13 protein-coding genes and 2 pseudogenes are annotated in these 17,156 nt (G+C 58.0%); 10 read left to right on the top strand and 5 right to left on the bottom strand.

Features of this window, described 5'->3' with window-relative positions:
• Positions 1-259 precede the first annotated feature (259 nt).
• The gene (locus H6650_04860; protein MCB8951327.1) at positions 260-943 is read left to right on the top strand and encodes a Crp/Fnr family transcriptional regulator; all 684 of its coding nucleotides are present in this window, start codon (positions 260-262) and stop codon (positions 941-943) included.
• 451 nt (positions 944-1,394) lie between these two features.
• Positions 1,395-2,642 carry a hypothetical protein gene (locus H6650_04865; GenBank protein ID MCB8951328.1) on the top strand — a complete coding sequence of 416 codons (1,248 nt, stop codon included), beginning with the start codon at positions 1,395-1,397 and terminating at the stop codon, positions 2,640-2,642.
• A 72-nt stretch (positions 2,643-2,714) separates the two neighbouring features.
• On the opposite strand, the gene H6650_04870 is transcribed toward H6650_04865, so the two are convergent.
• Together H6650_04870 and H6650_04875 are read right to left on the bottom strand one after the other, a co-directional pair.
• The gene (locus H6650_04870; protein MCB8951329.1) at positions 2,715-3,836 is read right to left on the bottom strand and encodes a hypothetical protein; all 1,122 of its coding nucleotides are present in this window, start codon (positions 3,834-3,836) and stop codon (positions 2,715-2,717) included.
• Entirely contained in the window at positions 3,833-5,020 is a 1,188-nt protein-coding gene (locus tag H6650_04875) for a hypothetical protein (GenBank protein ID MCB8951330.1), read from the bottom strand. Before H6650_04875 ends, H6650_04870 begins: the two co-directional genes overlap by 4 nt.
• Before the next feature lie 257 nt (positions 5,021-5,277).
• On the opposite strand from H6650_04875, the gene H6650_04880 reads away from it, so the two are divergent.
• The 4 genes and pseudogenes from H6650_04880 to H6650_04895 all read left to right on the top strand — a co-directional run bounded on the left by H6650_04880 (position 5,278) and on the right by H6650_04895 (position 8,760).
• On the top strand, positions 5,278-6,228 hold the full coding sequence (locus H6650_04880) for a GDP-mannose 4,6-dehydratase (protein MCB8951331.1): 951 nt from the start codon (positions 5,278-5,280) through the stop codon (positions 6,226-6,228).
• Positions 6,229-6,358: 130 nt separating this feature from the next.
• On the top strand, positions 6,359-7,291 hold the full coding sequence (locus tag H6650_04885; GenBank protein ID MCB8951332.1) for a DNA adenine methylase: 933 nt from the start codon (positions 6,359-6,361) through the stop codon (positions 7,289-7,291).
• Positions 7,216-7,898 (top strand): annotated as a pseudogene (locus tag H6650_04890) (hypothetical protein). The gene H6650_04885 and the pseudogene H6650_04890 overlap by 76 nt, the downstream one beginning before the upstream one ends.
• A gap of 73 nt (positions 7,899-7,971) precedes the next feature.
• On the top strand, positions 7,972-8,760 hold the full coding sequence (locus H6650_04895) for a TlyA family RNA methyltransferase (protein MCB8951333.1): 789 nt from the start codon (positions 7,972-7,974) through the stop codon (positions 8,758-8,760).
• A 72-nt stretch (positions 8,761-8,832) separates the two neighbouring features.
• Here H6650_04895 and H6650_04900 read toward each other — a convergent pair whose 3' ends face one another.
• The 3 genes from H6650_04900 to H6650_04910 all read right to left on the bottom strand — a co-directional run bounded on the left by H6650_04900 (position 8,833) and on the right by H6650_04910 (position 12,183).
• A complete protein-coding gene (locus H6650_04900) occupies positions 8,833-10,152 on the bottom strand; it encodes a prolyl oligopeptidase family serine peptidase (GenBank protein ID MCB8951334.1) in 1,320 nt (439 codons plus the stop codon).
• A gap of 134 nt (positions 10,153-10,286) precedes the next feature.
• On the bottom strand, positions 10,287-11,594 hold the full coding sequence (locus H6650_04905; protein ID MCB8951335.1) for a hypothetical protein: 1,308 nt from the start codon (positions 11,592-11,594) through the stop codon (positions 10,287-10,289).
• Between the two features lie 109 nt (positions 11,595-11,703).
• The gene (locus H6650_04910) at positions 11,704-12,183 is read right to left on the bottom strand and encodes a molybdopterin-dependent oxidoreductase (GenBank protein ID MCB8951336.1); all 480 of its coding nucleotides are present in this window, start codon (positions 12,181-12,183) and stop codon (positions 11,704-11,706) included.
• Positions 12,184-12,607: 424 nt separating this feature from the next.
• Here H6650_04910 and H6650_04915 point away from each other — a divergent pair, with 424 nt between their 5' ends.
• The 4 genes and pseudogenes from H6650_04915 to H6650_04930 all read left to right on the top strand — a co-directional run bounded on the left by H6650_04915 (position 12,608) and on the right by H6650_04930 (position 17,071).
• On the top strand, positions 12,608-13,813 hold the full coding sequence (locus H6650_04915; protein MCB8951337.1) for a trypsin-like peptidase domain-containing protein: 1,206 nt from the start codon (positions 12,608-12,610) through the stop codon (positions 13,811-13,813).
• A 109-nt stretch (positions 13,814-13,922) separates the two neighbouring features.
• Positions 13,923-15,728: an elongation factor 4 gene (gene lepA, locus H6650_04920; GenBank protein MCB8951338.1), complete on the top strand. Its 1,806-nt coding sequence runs from the start codon at positions 13,923-13,925 to the stop codon at positions 15,726-15,728.
• Between the two features lie 106 nt (positions 15,729-15,834).
• The gene (locus H6650_04925) at positions 15,835-16,881 is read left to right on the top strand and encodes a Fic family protein (GenBank protein MCB8951339.1); all 1,047 of its coding nucleotides are present in this window, start codon (positions 15,835-15,837) and stop codon (positions 16,879-16,881) included.
• Between the two features lie 43 nt (positions 16,882-16,924).
• Positions 16,925-17,071: pseudogene (locus H6650_04930) on the top strand (hypothetical protein).
• Positions 17,072-17,156 lie beyond the last annotated feature (85 nt).

Genomic DNA, 17,156 nt, shown 5'->3' on the forward strand with positions numbered 1-17,156 from the left:
GCCGGCAATTCCCAATATGAATGGCTTCTGGGGCCAATTCCTTAGGGTTCGCCCAAAATCGACTTTGGACTATCCATCTTCGTCACCTTTATGCGTCCGAACAGGAATTGCCACCAACTGAATGGCCGCGCTCTCTTTCGTGTAGGCGGGGGGTGTTGTCGAAAAATGCCGGCACATTCCCCCCCATCATCATACACAAAGGCAATCACCTGATCATCATCGCCCTCCAGCCGCTCTCCCGTTATAATCACTCCCCGTTATGACCCATCGTCCCCCTCTGACACAGATCATACAACAACTAACCGGCATATCCCTCTTTGCCGAACTGGATCAGCCGACCTTGCGGGAACTGGCGCAAGCCTCGCGCTGGCGCGAGTATGAAGCAGGCGAGGTGGTCGTATTCGAAGGGGACACCCATTCCGGCCTTTACTATCTGCAATATGGCTGGCTCAAAGTTGTGAAAACGTCCGCCAGCGGGCGTGAACAAATCCTGCGTTTCCTGGAGCCGGGGGAGACATTCAACGAGATTGGCGTATTTGCCAATCAGATGAATCCGGCGACGGCGATTGCCCTGGAACCGGCGGGTATCTGGCTCATACAACGGGCGGTTTTGACCCGTTTGTTCGCGGAAAGACCGGAATTCGCGCAGCACGTGATCACGAAGATGGCCGAGAGAATGCTCTATCTCGTGTCGCTGATTACGGACCTTTCCTTGCGCCCGGTCGTTGGTCGTCTGGCGCGGCTGCTGCTGGAAGACGCCGTGGGCGACGTGCTGGACCGCCCCCGCTGGTATACGCAGGCGGAACTGGCGGCCCGGCTGGGCACCGTGCCGGATGTGGTGCAGCGGGCGCTGCGGACGCTGGAAAGTGATGGCCTCATTGCCGCGGATCGTCATCAGATTCGCGTGCTGGATCGAGCCTCTTTGGCGGACATCGCCAGTTGAGGGCGCATCCAAATGTGAATTGCGGGTAACCGCCAGGCCCGATTGGACCAATTTTCTCTCGCGTGAAATGGGTCCAATCTGGCTTAGTAACCGGCGGAAATAACGTCACACTTTTTGCGGACGGTTACTGACAAGCTATTCATGAAAGCCACTATCTATGATAGCCACTATCCATGATAGCCACTGTCCGGGACAGCCATTTAGGACTGGCGATGAAATAAGTTACGAAACTACATTGCCCGTTTGAAGGCGCGGTAAGGAAACAACTTCGTTGTCTTGTTTAATTTCCCCTCCTTAGCCGTTACATTTCAACACAGAATCCGACAAAAGTCGGCGATTATCCGCAGCCGACCTGCTATGCTCTCTCCGTCAGACGAGTGGTCTGCTCCCTGCCGTGCTGGTGGGCGTACCCAAAGCAATCGCATAATAATGACATAGAGGAGTGTCGGTAATGAATTTGTATTTCTTGATGACGGCTTTGTTTGTGGCGCTGGCGGCCCTGATGGCGGCGGATGCCGCATTCGCCAGTTATACGCTTTTGCCCTGGTTCAATGGACTGCGCTGGCTGCGAGTCCACTTGATTACGCTGGGAGCTATTACGGAGACGGTGTATGGTTTGCTGCCGGCATTGGTAGCGATGCGTGCCGGACTACCGCGCCCGAAGTTCCGCTGGGATGTGTGGCTTTTCCTGAATACGGGGTTGTTGACGCTGCTGGTGGCGATTCCCATCATCAATCAGGGATTGATTTTGGTCGGGGGAACGCTTGTATTTATTGCTACGGTGCTGATGATCGTTCATCTGCGAGCGCTACGTTCGTTGAAAACTGATGAGATGCCGGCAAATGCCGGCAACCCTTCCCCCATCGCGCGCAAATTCTATATCGCCGGGCTGAGCTACTTCCTCGTCGGCATCATCGTCGGCACCGGTTTGTGGCTGGGCTGGAGCGATTGGCTAAAAATCAAGACGCCGGTCGAGGTACATATTCACGCCAACAACTGGGGCTTCCTCACACTGGTGTTTGCCGGACTGTTGATAGACATGTACACGACATGGTTTAAGCGCCCGTTGGCATGGCCTCGTTCCGTCACGCCCATCTTCTGGCTGTTGACCGTTGGCGCCTTGGGACTGATCATTGGCCCCTGGGTCAAGTCCAATCTGTTTTCCGCGCCGGGCATCATCATGTTCCTGACGGGGACGATCTGGCTGCTGCTGAACGTGATCAAGCCCCTTTGGGGGGACAGAGCGGTTTGGTCTCGGCCGGGGGTCTGGCATCTGGTCGTGGCCTATGTCTGGATTTTGGTTCCCGTCCTGACGGCTCCCCTGATTATCCTGGGCGTGCCCGGTTTCCCCGGCGCGGGCATTGAGCAGAATGCGCCGCAGGCCCTCATCTACGGCTGGGTGTTGCAATTTGGTTATGCTTTCATGCCTTACTTTTTCTCGCGCATGTTTTTGCCGCAACAGCCGGCCAAACTGGGCGGCAGTTGGTTCAGCCTGATCATGACAAACCTGGGTGGCTTGTTCCTATGGGCCAGCATTTTTCTCAGCGATTACCAGGGTGTGCTGCACGGGACGGCTTACGTGCTGTGGACGGCCTCTCTTGTGCCTGTTGTGTTGGCGTTGTGGCGGATTGTGCGTGAGGGGTTGGCGGGGGCGGAAAATGCCGGCATTCTCCGCGAAATCCCCTCACCCACCGACTAATACCCGTCCCAGGCATCCATGCCGAGAACGGAAGTGCGTCGCGCCTGCGTGGGCGCGACGCACTTTTTCTTTTCAGTTGCCCGTAAACGACTTTAGCTCGTTGTAGATGGGTCTGGGCACGAACGCCGGCGTAACCAGGGTGAAGTAGTCGGGGTAGCTTTTGGTAGGAGCCGGGTAGCGGAAAGCCCAGAGCGCCAGCAGCCGTACATAGGGCCAGTTGGCTTCAGCGTAACGGATGGCGTCCAGCGTATAAGCAATGCGCTGACCGGGACGGACCGCCAGCGTCCAGCGGGGATGGTCGTTCCAGCCGCTTTCGGTGATGTAGATGCCCGTTTCGTCGTCGCCATACTGCTCCATGATGGCGCGAACCAGTTCCACGCGGCGGAAGTTGAGGATGTCCGGCGCCGGTTCCGCTTCCGCGGGAAAAGTGAGGCCATAGCTGTGGACGGCCAGGCCGTCGAAATAGGCGGCGGCACCCGCTTCGTAGATGGCGGCCAGATACACCAGGTCGTTTGTGCCCCAGGGGGAGCCGGCTGGCTCTAGCGTGGGGGCCAGCGCGCCCGCCAGGATGGTCATGTCTGGGTTGGCCGCCTTGACCGCCGGATAAACGACGCGCAAAAGATCGACATAATCTTGGGGCGTGGTTGGGCGATACCCCCACTCGTAATTCAAGTTCGGTTCGTTGCCCACGATGAGGTAATCCACCTGGCCGCGATAGCGGGCGGCAAAAGCGGCGGCGAAGGCGGCGAAGTCGTCGTAGGCGTCTGGCTCCAGGTATGTCAGGGGCGTGTCCGGCGGCCTGGCCCAATCGGGGACCAGCCCCAGGCGGGCGACGATGGTCAGCCCCTGGGCGACGGCGTGATTAACGACGAGATCGGGATGCTCCCAGGCGATTCGGCCATCCTGCCCCTGGTAATAGGCCCAGGGAAAGAATTCGACGATCCAACCCGCGCCCATCTGGCGCGCCATTTGCAGACTGCGCTGGATTTTCCACGGTTCCACTTCGTCGGTGAGGCGGGTGTGGACGCCGAGGATGGGGTGGGTGGTGTGGACGGTTTGGGGCGGGCCGGGGGTGACGAGGAGGGGGGGGGGCGTGAGCCAGGTGAGGAGTAGGCTGAGCAGGAGCCAGCGCGCGGCCAGTGCGTAGTGAGCGGCGGCGAGGGTGCGTCGCCAGCTTTGCGTCCAGGCGGTCATGCGGCGGGTTCGTGGCGCATGAGGTCGGTGTAGAAGTTGGCCCAGAAGTTGAGGTGTTGGAAAATGCCGGCAATTCGCCGGGCAGCCGACTCCGTGCGTGGGGGTAAAGGAGGTGGGGGCGTGATCTGGCGCACCATCTTCATGCGCAGCAGCAGTTCGTGGCGGAGTTGCACGTTCAGTAACTTATTTTGGAAGTCGTGGATCACCCGCGACAATTCGTCGTCCGTGGCGGAGAGGTAGCTCTGCGGCAGCTCGACGGTCTCCAACAGGGAGGGCAGGCGTGCCGCGTCCTGCCACAAGCGCCGCCGCGTGATGGAGAGACCCGCCAGCAGATCTCGCCCCCAGATGTGGCGGTAGCTGCGCAGCGTGTAATGTACGGGGTATTGATGGCTGACGACCAGGCGCAACTGGGCGGGGGTGGCAAGCTGCAAGCCGGCGCATTGGCCGGCGATGGTGTCGGCGACGGCGTGCCAGTTGATGCTTTCCCAGCGTGATGCCGGCATTTCCGGCAGCACAAAAATCAGGCGGTCCGCCTTTTCGTAGATCGCTTGCAGTTCGGGCAGCAGGGAGGGCGCATCCGGCAGCAGGGGGCGCGACGTGGTCTCCGGCTTAAGCGGCAGCAGGGGGGAGAGGGTGGTTTGGATGGCGGCGAAGAGTTGTGCCGGCATTGCCCCATCCGGCGAATGGCCAAGAAAACGAGCGACCCCGCGCAGCCGACGGACCGCTTCCTGCGCTTCCGTGGACGACAAAACCGCCGCCGTCAGCGCCTCGGATGCTTGCATGGCCACATCCGCGGCAAAAGCCGCCTGGGAACGCGCGGAAGCGGATCCGTTCCGGTATGGTTCCGCCGTACCCCATAGCAAGCGACCGTATTGGGCCAGACGATGGCCCAGCAGCGGGTCGAGTTCCAGGTGCCGCTGCCATGACGCCGGCGTCGCCGCCGCTAATGGCTGCTGTAGACGATGCCCTACCTGCTGCCACAACGGCAGGAAAGCCGCGCGCAGCGGCGTGATGCTGCTGCTGTCCCGCACCAACGCCAACAATTCCAGGTTGGCAAGGCCGGGTACAACATTATCGCGCTCACCATCGCCAAAACGGTAGAGGGCGTGCATATGCGTGGCGGCGCTGTTGACCAGCCCGGCCCGCACGACTTCGCTGGGCGGGGGGTCCGTTTCTGGTTCCATATAGTCACTCTTGTTCGACGCTTTGCTGTCCCTGACAATAGGCAGATGCGCGCACCCGTACGCAGTCTTTGGGTCAATGACGACAACTGTCGCCAACTGCATTATAAACGTAAATTGGCGGCAGGCGAGGGGGAAATATGTGTGAGCCGGACGAGTGCGGGTATGGATTGCCTCCGTGGAAATGGCTGTTTGGGGCATTTGGCAACTGTCAAGTCGGGGCAGCGCAGGTATAATGTGGCAACGAAACAGGAGGGTTTATGCGAGTTTTTGTGACGGGTGGTACGGGTTTTGCGGGATCCCATCTGGTAGATGCGCTGTTGGCGGCGGATCATGAGGTCTATGCGCTGATGCACGCGGCTTCGAGTTTGCACGAATTGCCGGCACATCCCCGGTTGACGGTGATAACGGGGGATTTGATGGAATTGCCGGCATTGCAAGAACAGATGGCCGCCATCAAACCAGACATCATCTACCATCTGGCGGGTCAGGCCTCGCCGGCGCTGAGCTGGCGCGACCCCGCGCGCACTCTGGCGATCAACGCCGGCGGCACGGCCAACATTTTGGAAGCGGCGCTGGCCGGCGGACGTCCGCGCGTGTTGGTTGTCAGCAGCGCCGACGTATACGGCCCGGTGGCGGCGGCGGATTTGCCCTTGACCGAGTTGACGCCCATCGCGCCGCGCCATCCCTACGGCGTGAGCAAGTGGGCCGCGGGGCAGTTGACACGGCTTTATTGGGAACGGTATCAACTGCCGGCTATCGAGGCGCGCCCCTTCAACCATATTGGGCCGCGGCAGGCGCCGGGCTTTGTCGCCCCGGATTTTGCCAGCCAGTTGGCGGCGATTAAGTTGGGCCGGCAGCCGGCGACGTTGGCTGTGGGCAATCTGGCGGCGGAGCGGGACTTTACGGATGTGCGGGATGTGGTGGGGGCGTATGAGGCGTTGATGGCGCGGGGGCGACCCGGAGAATGTTATCTGATTTGCTCTGGGCGGGCGGTGTCGATTGATTGGCTGCTGCGGACATTGGTGGAAATTGCCGGCATTCCCGTCACCATCACCCACGATCCCGCCCGAATGCGCCCCTCCGACACCCCCCGACTCTACGGCGACTACACCAAAATACGGCAAGACACCGGCTGGCAACCACAAATTCCCCTGCGCCAATCCCTGGCCGACACCTTCGCCGACTGGTTGCAGCGGCTGCGAGAATAAGAGGCAAACGCGAGGGGCGTATCCGTTAATGGACGGAAGGTGTCCGCACAATTCCGTCGATTGATCCGCGGACAGCCACTGAACTGTAGCAAACAAAAGAACCGTTGGTTTTTCGTGCGAGGGCAAGGTAATGGCTGCTAAGAAAATAGCATTTGGTTGGTACGGCGGTAAATACAGCCATCTCGATTGGCTGCTCCCTTTGTTGCCGGAGACGACGCATTATTGTGAGCCATTTGGGGGATCAGCGGCAGTCTTGATTAACAGAAAACCCGCGCCTGTTGAAACCTACAACGATATTGATGGGGAGGTCGTAAACTTTTTCCGCGTCCTGCGTGAACAAAAGGAGGAATTACTAGAGGCGATTGGTTTAACCCCGTTTTCCCGCGAAGAGTTAAGATTTGCCATCAAAGGGGACGTGGCAAATATCACGGATTTGGAGCGGGCGAGGCGGTTTTTCGTGCGCGCCCGGCAGGTCAGAACCGGTCTGGCGCAAACAGCAAGCGAAGGACGCTGGGCTCACTGCAAATTAACAACTCGTGCCGGCATGGCTGGCGCCGTGTCTCGATGGTTGGGTAGTGTTGATGGCCTGGCGGAAATAGCGCAACGTCTGCTCAGAGTCCAAATAGAAAATGCGCCGGCCATTGAAGTGATACGCAGATTTGATAGTCCTGAGACCCTGTTTTATTGCGACCCGCCCTATGTTCATGAATCACGCTCAGATAAAAATGCATATGCCTATGAAATGACCGACGGCGAGCATCGTGAGTTGTCAGAAGTATTGCATGACGTTGCAGGGAAAGTCGCCTTATCAGGCTATCATAGTCGTTTAATGAACGAACTATATGGTGATTGGAAGTATGTCGAAGCACCCACGAAAAAAGCACATTCGACGAATACAGGCGCAAATGCCAATAAACAAAGCAGAACAGAAGTACTCTGGGTGAACTATGAAATTAATACCGAAATGAAATACCAGGAAAAAGACCAATGGCAACACCAGACAAGATACTTGAGAACGCTCTTCACCGAGCTAGAGCATCCATCAACCAGCCGCTTGTCCTGAACTCGGAAATCCGTGACAGAATCTCGTATGTGGTGCGTTGTCTGAGTAATCGGGCGGGAGTGCGGATGTTGATGACGTGTGCGTTGGCGAAAATTCATCGGCCAGAAGTCGATATTCGCAAACCCTATACGGAGGTTGGTGATACGGACGCTTTTTCGGGTCGGGCTGAGTATGATGAGAAATATGTCGGGCCTTTTGCCGCAGCGCATGCCTTGCCAGTGAATTCGACGACGGCTTTCCTTACTCCGGGCTTTCGCACAATCAATGTCGCACTCGCGCCGCCGTTGGTCATTAAATGTACGAAGATACAATTCAACTCCTTGATGATGTTTGTCAGGGAAGGGTAACTGAGGCCGATTTGCTGGCGGAGACAATTCGTCAGCTGCTGTTGCTGAAGGAAGAACAAGATGGGGGGATCGAGTTTGTCATTTTGGATTGCCTGGGATTTTTACGTCACTTTCTGCATTTGTTTCATAGACGCCGCCTGATATTTCTGGAATCGTATCAAAAACTCGTTTTGTCTGAACCAGATAGTGCCGTCAGTCAACCGCTAAAAGAGTTGTTTCTGGCTTTAAGACGAGCCGCGGAGTTTGATAGTGAGGCTTGAAACGGGCACGTCGGCCACGTTTCCTGGTGGTTGATAGGCCACAGGCCGTGGCATTTTGGTTTTGAGAACAATCATGTCCAAGGGCAAGGAACGACTGGATAAGCTGCTGGTGCGGCGAGGGCTGGCGGAGACGCGCAGCAAGGCGCAGGCCATCATTATGGCGGGCGAAGTGCGCGTCAATGGGGAACCGGCGGATAAGCCGGGCATGGCCGTGCGCGAAGATGCGGTGATCGAGGTGGCGGCGGCGCTGCCTTACGTCAGCCGCGGCGGATATAAGTTGGCGGAGGCGCTGCCGGCATTTGGCCTGACGGTGACGGGGCGGGTGTGTGCGGATGTGGGGGCGTGTACGGGGGGTTTTACGGATGTGCTGCTGCAGGCGGGGGCGGCGCGGGTGTATGCGCTGGACGTGGGGTATGGGCAGTTGGATTGGAAGCTGCGCCAGGACGAGCGGGTGGTGGTGATGGAACGCACGAATGCCCGGTATGTGCCGGCATTGCCGGAGCCGGTCAGCCTGGTGGTGATTGATGTGTCGTTTATTTCGCTGCGGTTGATTTTGCCGGCAGTGCGGCAGTGGTTAACGCCGCAAGCCGATGTCGTGGCCTTGATCAAGCCGCAGTTCGAGGCGGGGCGGGAGCAGGTGGGCAAAGGGGGAATTGTGCGGGACGTGGCGGTGCATCGGCAGGTGCTGCGGGACATGCTGGCCTGGGCGGAGGAACATGGCTGGTCGCCCGCCGGCCTGGTACGTTCACCGGTGACGGGCGCGGATGGGAATGTGGAGTTTTTGTTGTGGCTGCGTTGGGGGGGGGCGGAAGGGGAGCCGTTGGATGCGGCGACGGCGATAGCGGGCGTGATGGATTATTGATGATCAAACGTGCCGGCATTTTGGAAGAAAATGCCGGCACGCCATTCACATAATCAGTCAATCAACCCGCAGCTATTGCCCGTCGAGGAAACGCGCAAACCACTGCTGATAAGTCGCCACTTCCGCCTGATCCGGTAGCAGCGCCGCCACCAACGAGGCATCCAGCGGCTGCTGGTTGGCGCGGTAGATAGTGATCGCAAACGCCGCCACCGCTTCGCCCGGCGTAAAGTTGCAATGCTCATACCGGTTAATGGGCATATTGAACCGCTGGTCACGATTGCCGGCCACGCCCAATTTGCGCCCGTAGAGCGGTTCATGCCAGTACGGCACCTGCTGGTCTTGCAGCGTGTGCAGCGTCGTCAACGGAATCTGCAAATCCCCCGTCGTTTGATAATTCTCCAACTCTATCAAGGCCGCCTCGTCTGCCGCCACCCGCTGTACGGACAGATTCATCAACAGGTCATTATCTGATCCGCGATAAAGGCGCGTGGTGTTATCAAACGGGTTGCCGCCCAACTTCTCGTTCGCATCGTTGGTAGCGAAAACGTTGTACCACAGCCCATCATGCACGGACGTGTGCAGCGAACCCAGGTAATCATTGGGATCGTTTGGCATGTTGGTCACATTCACCCATTGATCCAGCTTGTCCGCATTCTCTGGCGCAAAAATAACCGGTTCCATTTGCGCCCAAATGTTATCCCAGTCCGCGATCACTTCTGGCGGAATGTTCGTAGGATCATCGCCCAACATCGCTCCCAGGTCCGGGAAGAAGTAGTTGAAAATGACGCGCACATCGCCGAAGAAATTGATCTGCCGCCCAAAGTCACCAATAGGGCCGCACATTGCCAGACCCGCGTTGAAAATATCCGGGTGTTGTTCGGAAAGCAATGTCGTGATAATTCCCCCTTCGGACGCGCCAATGAGGAAAACACGCTCAGGTGCGCCATACTGGTCCGTATAAATGTTGACCAGGTCTAGAATGTCCGCCATGCCTTGCAGCACAGCCAGGCCATTGACGCTGTAGCTGGTGGTGGCAAAGCCATAGCCCAGCAGATTCGCCACGGTGGGGATGCACAGCCCGTCAATGCACAACTGGTCTTCGGGGATTTCCACGGGATTGGTAAAGTCCACATAACCGTGCGCCCAGACGACGAGCTGACCATTGTAGTGCCATGCGGGTGGCATACAAATACGGTAGATGGCGCCACTGTTTTGCGTGCCGTCAGGATCACATTGGCTGATTCCCCCGCCGCCCAAGGCGACAGGTTTTGCCAGTTTGACGTTGGCGGCAACGCCATGGAAAGCGCCGCCCGCCGCCGCCGCCGGACGCGCGACCATGCCGCCCGCCAGAACTAAGAGGAAAGCCAGAACCAGGAAAGAGAAACGTTTCATCTGCATTCACCTCGCTGAAATGTTATGAAGTTGTCGCCAACTCAATCGGGAAACAAACTGAAAGAACAGCCACGAACAGGTTAATTATCCGCAGCCTGTTCGTGGCGTCAATTGAATCAAGCGATCTGGCCGGACTAACGCAGGTGGAGTTGATACTGCTCGGCCAACCGATGCCAATCAGCCTGAGCCGCCTGATTGGGCAACAACGTCATCAACTCCGCCATCGTTGGTGCGTCTCCATTTGCCATGATGATCATTTTAGCGAAGGCCAGCAACGCTTCCTCCGGCGTAAAATTGCAATGTTCGTACCGGTCCACGGCAATGTGGAAGTAGTGATCGTTGCTGCCGGCGGCGTCAATTTTCGCCTGATACAATGTCTCATGCCAGTAAGGAACCTGTTGATCGAGCGTGGTATGGAGTGTTACCAGGGGGATTTGCAGCTCGCCGGAGGTCTGGTAGTACGCCTCGATTTCCGCCACTGCCTCCGGGTCCGCGGCCACGCGGGCGATCTCCGCATTGAGTGTGGCGTCGTCCAGTGAACCGGAATAGACGCGGTCCATGTTGTCAAATGGCTGGGCGGGGTTGGCAAAGCTGCCCAGCGTGTACGCGGCGTCGTTAGCTGCGTAGACATTGTAGCGGAACAAGTCGTGGATGGATTGTTCGATGGAGGTGTCAAAGTCCATCGGATCATAGGGGATCTGGGCTGTCTGAATCAACTCCCACATTTTGGAGGGGCCGCCTTCCATGATGGACGGCCACCATTTGGCCTCGTAGTATTCGTCGAAGTGGTTCATGCCATAGACGTAAAGGGGGAAGGGGACGACAGGCATCACCGGGAAGTTGCCGGGATAGAAGTAGGTGTAGAGGGCGCGGAAATCGCCGAAATAGTTGACTTGCTGGAAGAAGTCCCCGATAGGGCCGCACATGGACAGCCCGCCTGCCAGGATGTCCGGGTAGTTTTCCGTCATCAACGCCGTAATGATGCCGCCTTCGGACGCGCCTATGAGGAAGATGCGGTCAGGTGTGCCTTCTTGCGCGGCGTAAAGATCAATCAGTTCCAGGATGTCTTGGATGCCTTCTTTAATTGCCAGGCCGTTTTTGCGGTAGCTGGTGGTGGCGAAGCCGAAGCCGAGGACGTTGGCGATGTCGTTGATGCAAGGGCCGTCTTCAAAGGGACAAAGCTGGTCTTCGGGAATGTGCAGCGGTTCGTCAGGATTGACGTAGCCGTGCGCCCAAATGATGAGCTGCCCATTGTAGCGATTGGGCAGGGGCATACAGATGCGGTAGATGGCGCCGCTGGGCTGGATGCCGTTTTGGGGGTCGCACGGGAGGGCCGTGGGATTGGCGGGGGTGGGGGCGGCGGCGGTGGTGGGGGGAGTGGAAATGCCGGCAATCAGCAATCCACCCAGCAGCGCGATCAGCGAAATGGTCAAACGTTTCATCCTGAACCTCCTCGGACGAATATGAAATTGTGCGGCTTTTTTATGTATACCAGACAACACGAGAGTAGGGTAATTATCCGCGACCATTGGCGTAAGTCAAACGAGCCAGTCAGGGACGAACGACCACGCGCGCTATCCATTTTACCTGACGCAGCGCGTCGTCGGTCTCGCCGGGGACGATGAGGCGCACCAGGCCGTTTTGCCGCGACATGGGCGCGCCGTCAATGGTGTCGCTGAGGAGGATGGGACGGTGGATGCCAGGGGCGATCACTTCTGCCGCCAGGATGCGTGTGCCGAAGCTGTCGCCGCTGATGATGTCTACTTGTGACCAGGTTTTGCCAGGGGGGAGGTAGTGGGTGAGGAGGTTGTATAGGGTTGTGCCGGCAAAAACGAAAGGTCCAGACGTACCATGACCGGTGCTGACGATGTAGCAATCCGGCAATGTTGTGCGCGGTAGGGTCTGGAGGTCGGCGGGCGTCAGGCGAATTGGCGGAGCATCCGGCAGCACGAACCAGAATGCGGCATCCGCGCCGGGTGGGTGGGGATTGGGGTCGTGGCTGTGTGGTTGCAGCGGATCGTGCGTGAGCATGGGCAGATTTGCGGTATGAGGGTTGAGGTTTGAGGTGCACGGTTTGTGAGCCTTCTGTTTGCGTGGACCGGGGGGAATGTTACCAGAGTAACGGGTGGTTGGCGAATGGGGCGCGGGAGTGGCGGCGGGCGCATTTGTTCATATATCCCTTATCTCATGCAACTTCACTTGTAACTGCCAGGCAGATTGGACCAATCTTCTCTGGCGAAAATGGCCATTGAGCGCGTGAAATGGGTCCAATCTCCGAAGAGCATCCGTAGTTACCTTCACTTTTGTTTCTGGCGGGACTATACTAGGGCATGACTGTGATTGACGTTGACATTCCCGTTTCACACAGGCCAGGTCACTTGTCATTCGGTCCATGCGGAGCGACCCAGACGGGACGGGTATTGATTGGTGGACCACCCTTTATCGGAGGGATAACATGGGCCATACCATGCACCGTTATCGTTATCTGTTCTTGTTGCCAGGCTTGCTGCTTTTGGCGGCAATGGCCTGCAATTTGCAGTCCCCATCCGCCGCGCCGGCGACGGCTGTGGTTGTCACCGTGGTGGCGCAGGAGGTGGGTTCGCCCGGACCTACGCAAACGCCTTATGTCATCGTTGCCACGCCAACGCCGCTTTCGGAGCAGGATTTGCAGGCGCTGGATGTGGAGGAACAGTTGATCACGAATCTGTATCAGCGCGTGAGTCCCTCGGTGGTGCATATTACCAGCCAGGTCGTGCAAATGTCCTTCTTTTTCGGCCCGATGCCCAGTGAAGGCACGGGGTCGGGGTTTGTCATGGACAAGGAAGGGCACATTGTGACCAACAATCATGTGGTGGAGGGGGCCAGTTCCATCGAAGTCACGCTGTCTGATCAGACGAAAGTGCCGGCACAAGTCGTGGGAACCGATCCCGCGAATGACCTGGCCGTTATCAAAATTGACGTGTCCCCGGATGAGTTGATCCCCCTGGAATTGGGCGAGGCGGCTGATTTGCGCGTGGGGCAACGGGCGATTGCTATTGGCAACCCGTTTGGCCTGGACCGCACCCTCACCGTGGGCATCATCAGCGCTCTCGGTCGCCCCCTTCAGTCGGACAATACCACCCTGTTCAATGTGATTCAGACGGACGCGGCGATCAATCCGGGCAATTCCGGCGGGCCGCTGCTGGATTCGCGTGGTCGCCTTATTGGCGTGAACACGGCGGTGCAGCAAAATGCCGAGGGGATTGGTTTTGCCGTGCCCGTGAGTACGGTAAAGCGGGTGATTCCTGTTCTGCTGGAGAAGGGGTATTATCCGCATCCGTGGCTGGGGTTGTTGGGGTATTCGATTGACGCGGAACTGGCGCAGGCGTTGAATTTGCCGGTGTCGCGCGGGGTTTTGGTGGCGCAGTTGTATGAGCAGGGGCCGGCGAGAGATGCCGGCATCCACGGCGCCCAACAACAAGTCATCATCGGCAACCGGCGCGTCCTCGTCGGTGGCGACATCATCACCGCCATCGACAACCAGCCCGTCACCGACTGGGACGCCCTTGCCCAATACCTGGAAGAACAAACCCAGGTCGGCCAGACCGTCACCCTCACCCTCTACCGCGACCAGGCCGAAATACAGCTCGATCTCATCCTCGGCGAACAACCTACCCAATAACCACGCGCCACATCGCCCCAAAAAACCCAGGTTGTCACTATCCTCCTCCCAGAGCCACTCGCCACTCGCCACTCGCCACTTACAAACCCCCTCTGGTATAATCACACCCATGGACCAATCAAGAATTCGCAATTTCTGTATCGTTGCTCACATCGATCATGGCAAGTCAACCCTGGCGGACCGCCTGCTCCAGCTAACCGGAACCGTATCCGACCGCGAAATGCAGGCGCAAATGCTGGATACCATGGACATCGAACGGGAAAAGGGCGTCACCATCAAAGCGTCCGCCGTGCGCATGGTCTACGACGCCCACGATGGCAAACAATACGTCATGAACCTGATCGACACCCCCGGCCACGTAGATTTCGGCTACGAGGTCAGCCGCGCTCTTCAGGCGTGCGAGGGGGCTATTCTGGTCGTCGATGCCACTCAGGGTATCGAGGCGCAAACGCTGGCGAATCTGTACCTGGCGGTGGAAGCTGACCTGGAGTTGGTTCCCGTCGTCAATAAAATTGATTTGCCGGCAGCCCTCCCCGACGACGTCGCCGAAGAAGTCGAAAACCTCACCGGCATTCCCGCCGAAGACGTGATCCCCGTCAGCGCCAAAACGGGCACAAACGTGGAGCGTGTGCTGGAGGCCATCGTGCGGCGCGTTCCCCCGCCCAAAGGCAGCCCCAACACCCCCTTCCGCGCCCTCATTTTTGACTCCCACTACGATTCCTACAAAGGCGTCATCGCCTACATCCGCGTCGTCGAAGGCGTCATCTGCGACCGCGACTGGATATTGATGATGGCCAACGGCGTCACCGCCGAACCGTTGGAAATCGGCATCTTTGGCCCCGACATGCGCCCCGTGACCGAGCTAACCGCGGGCGAAGTGGGCTACATCGCCACCGGCCTCAAGTCGGTGCGTGAATGCCGCGTTGGCGACACCATCACCTTGCGCGACAACCCCGCCGCCGCCCCACTCCCCGGCTACCGCATGGTCAAGCCCATGGTTTTCGCCGGCTTCTACCCCGCCGACAACGAAGATTATCAGGACTTGAAGGAAGCCCTGGAAAAGTTACAGCTCAACGATGCCTCCCTCGTCTACGAGTTGGAAACCTCCAACGCCCTCAATTTCGGCTTCCGCTGCGGTTTCCTCGGCCTCTTCCATATGGAAATCATTCAGGAGCGGCTGGAGCGGGAATACGACCTGGACATCGTGGCCACCGCTCCCAGCGTACGCTACGAGGTGGTTATGGCCGGCACGGGCGACGTGAAAGTAGTAGAAAGCCCCGCCGATCTTCCCGAGGAAGGTTTGTTTGAGGAAATCCGCGAGCCGTGGGTAGATTTGCAAATTTTCATCCCCGACGAATACTACGGCGTCGTCACGGAACTGGTGATGAAGCGGCGCGGCGAGTTTGTGGGGCAGGAGCATCCCGCTCCGAACCGCGTTATTCTCAAATTCCGCGCCCCCCTGGCGGAAATCATCGTGGACTTCTACGACAAACTGAAGAGCAGCACGCGCGGCTACGCCTCCATGGACTATGAGTTTACCGGCTACCGCGCCGCCGATCTGGTCAAGCTGGACGTCCTCGTTAACCAGCAGCCCGTGGACGCGCTGGCGATGATCGTCCACCGCGACAGCGCCTATCACCGGGGGCAGCGCCTGGTCTCCAAGCTGAAGGAACTCATTCCGCGCCAGTTGTTTGAAGTGCCCATCCAGGCGGCTACCGGCAAGCGCGTCATCAGCCGCGCCAACGTGAAGGCGCTGCGTAAGGACGTGCTGGCAAAATGCTACGGCGGTGACATCACCCGCAAGCGCAAACTGCTGGAGAAGCAAAAGAAAGGCAAGAAGCGCATGAAGATGATCGGCAACGTAGAAGTGCCACAAGAGGCGTTCATGGCCGTGCTGCAATTGGGTGATGATTGAGGTCGCTAAGAACTGGCGATGAAATAAGATGCGAATGGCATCGCCAGTTTGAAGGAGTGGTTTGGATGCGCGCGAGGAAGGACTTTGTCCCAGACAAGGTTGATGCATGAATCCCCGTTTCACAATTACTGATGGAATGATCCAGGGATTGGCTCACGTCGAACGCGCGCGCGGTTTTCTTGAAGCGGCCCAGTTATCCCCGAAGTGGGTGCGCCAAATGAGTAAGCGGGCGCTGCTGCTGGAAGCGCATCATACAACGCACATTGAAGGCACTCGTTTGACCCTGTCGCAAGCCGAACAACTGCTGGCCGGGTACCCGGTTCTCCAGGCGGACCCCGAGGATGCGCGGGAGTTGCTGAACTATCGGGATGCGTTCAATCTGGTTTCGGACTACCTGGACTCAGGCGCGCCCATTACTGAAAGTCTCATCCGCGAGATTCATAAACGCCTGGTTGCTGGCGTGCGCGGTGAACGCGCGCAACCAGGGAAATATCGCCTGGTGCAGAACTATGTGGTGAATTCGCTTACCGGGACCGTTATTTACACGCCGCCCCCGCCGGGTGATGTGCCGGCATTGATGCGCGATCTGGTTGCGTGGTTAAACAATCCTGGTCAAATGCACCCGGTCCTGGCTAGTGGCATTGCCCAATTCCAATTAGTGCATATCCATCCTTTTATAGATGGTAATGGACGTACCTCTCGATTGCTTTCCACGCTCTATCTCTACCGTGCTGGCTACGATTTCAAGCGTCTGTTTACTATCAGCGAATACTACGACCGTGACCGCGACGCATTTTATGCTGCCCTGCAGAGTGTACGTGAAGCCAATTTGGACTTGACGCAATGGCTAGAGTATTTCGTCGCCGGGCTAGTCACTCAATTAACCGAAGTGAAGGAAAGAGGCAGGCAAGCCATTAAACTAGACCTGATAGCCCGTGAGCGCCAACTCAACAGGCGACAAGTGGAGGCGCTGCGCTACTTGTTAGCCAGAGAGACAATGAATGTGCAAGAGTTTGAACAAATCTGCCCCACCGTTACGCGACGCACCTTGCAGCGGGACCTGAAAGACTTGCTTGCACAGCAACTGATTGTAGAAGTCGGTGGGGCGTCAACGGATCCAAACCGTCGTTACCGGCTTGGGGTTCTCTTGTAATGAGCTGTGACATGCTGTGACATGAGCTGTGACATGCTGTGACATGAAACGGCCGTTTTGTGATGAAAGAACAAGCAAGCGCAAGCTGCTAGAGAAGTAAAAGAAGGGTAAGAAGCGCATGAAGATGAGCGGCAACGTGGAAGTGCCACAAGAGGCGTTCATGGCCGTGCTGCAATTGGGTGATGATTGAGGTCGCCACGGTCCCATCCGCTGGTATGTAGTGAATTCGCTTACCGGAGCCGTTATTGACACGCCGCCCCCGCCGGGTGATGTGC

The organism is Ardenticatenales bacterium (assembly GCA_020634515.1).
Classification (GTDB): Bacteria; Chloroflexota; Anaerolineae; order Promineifilales; family Promineifilaceae; genus JAGVTM01.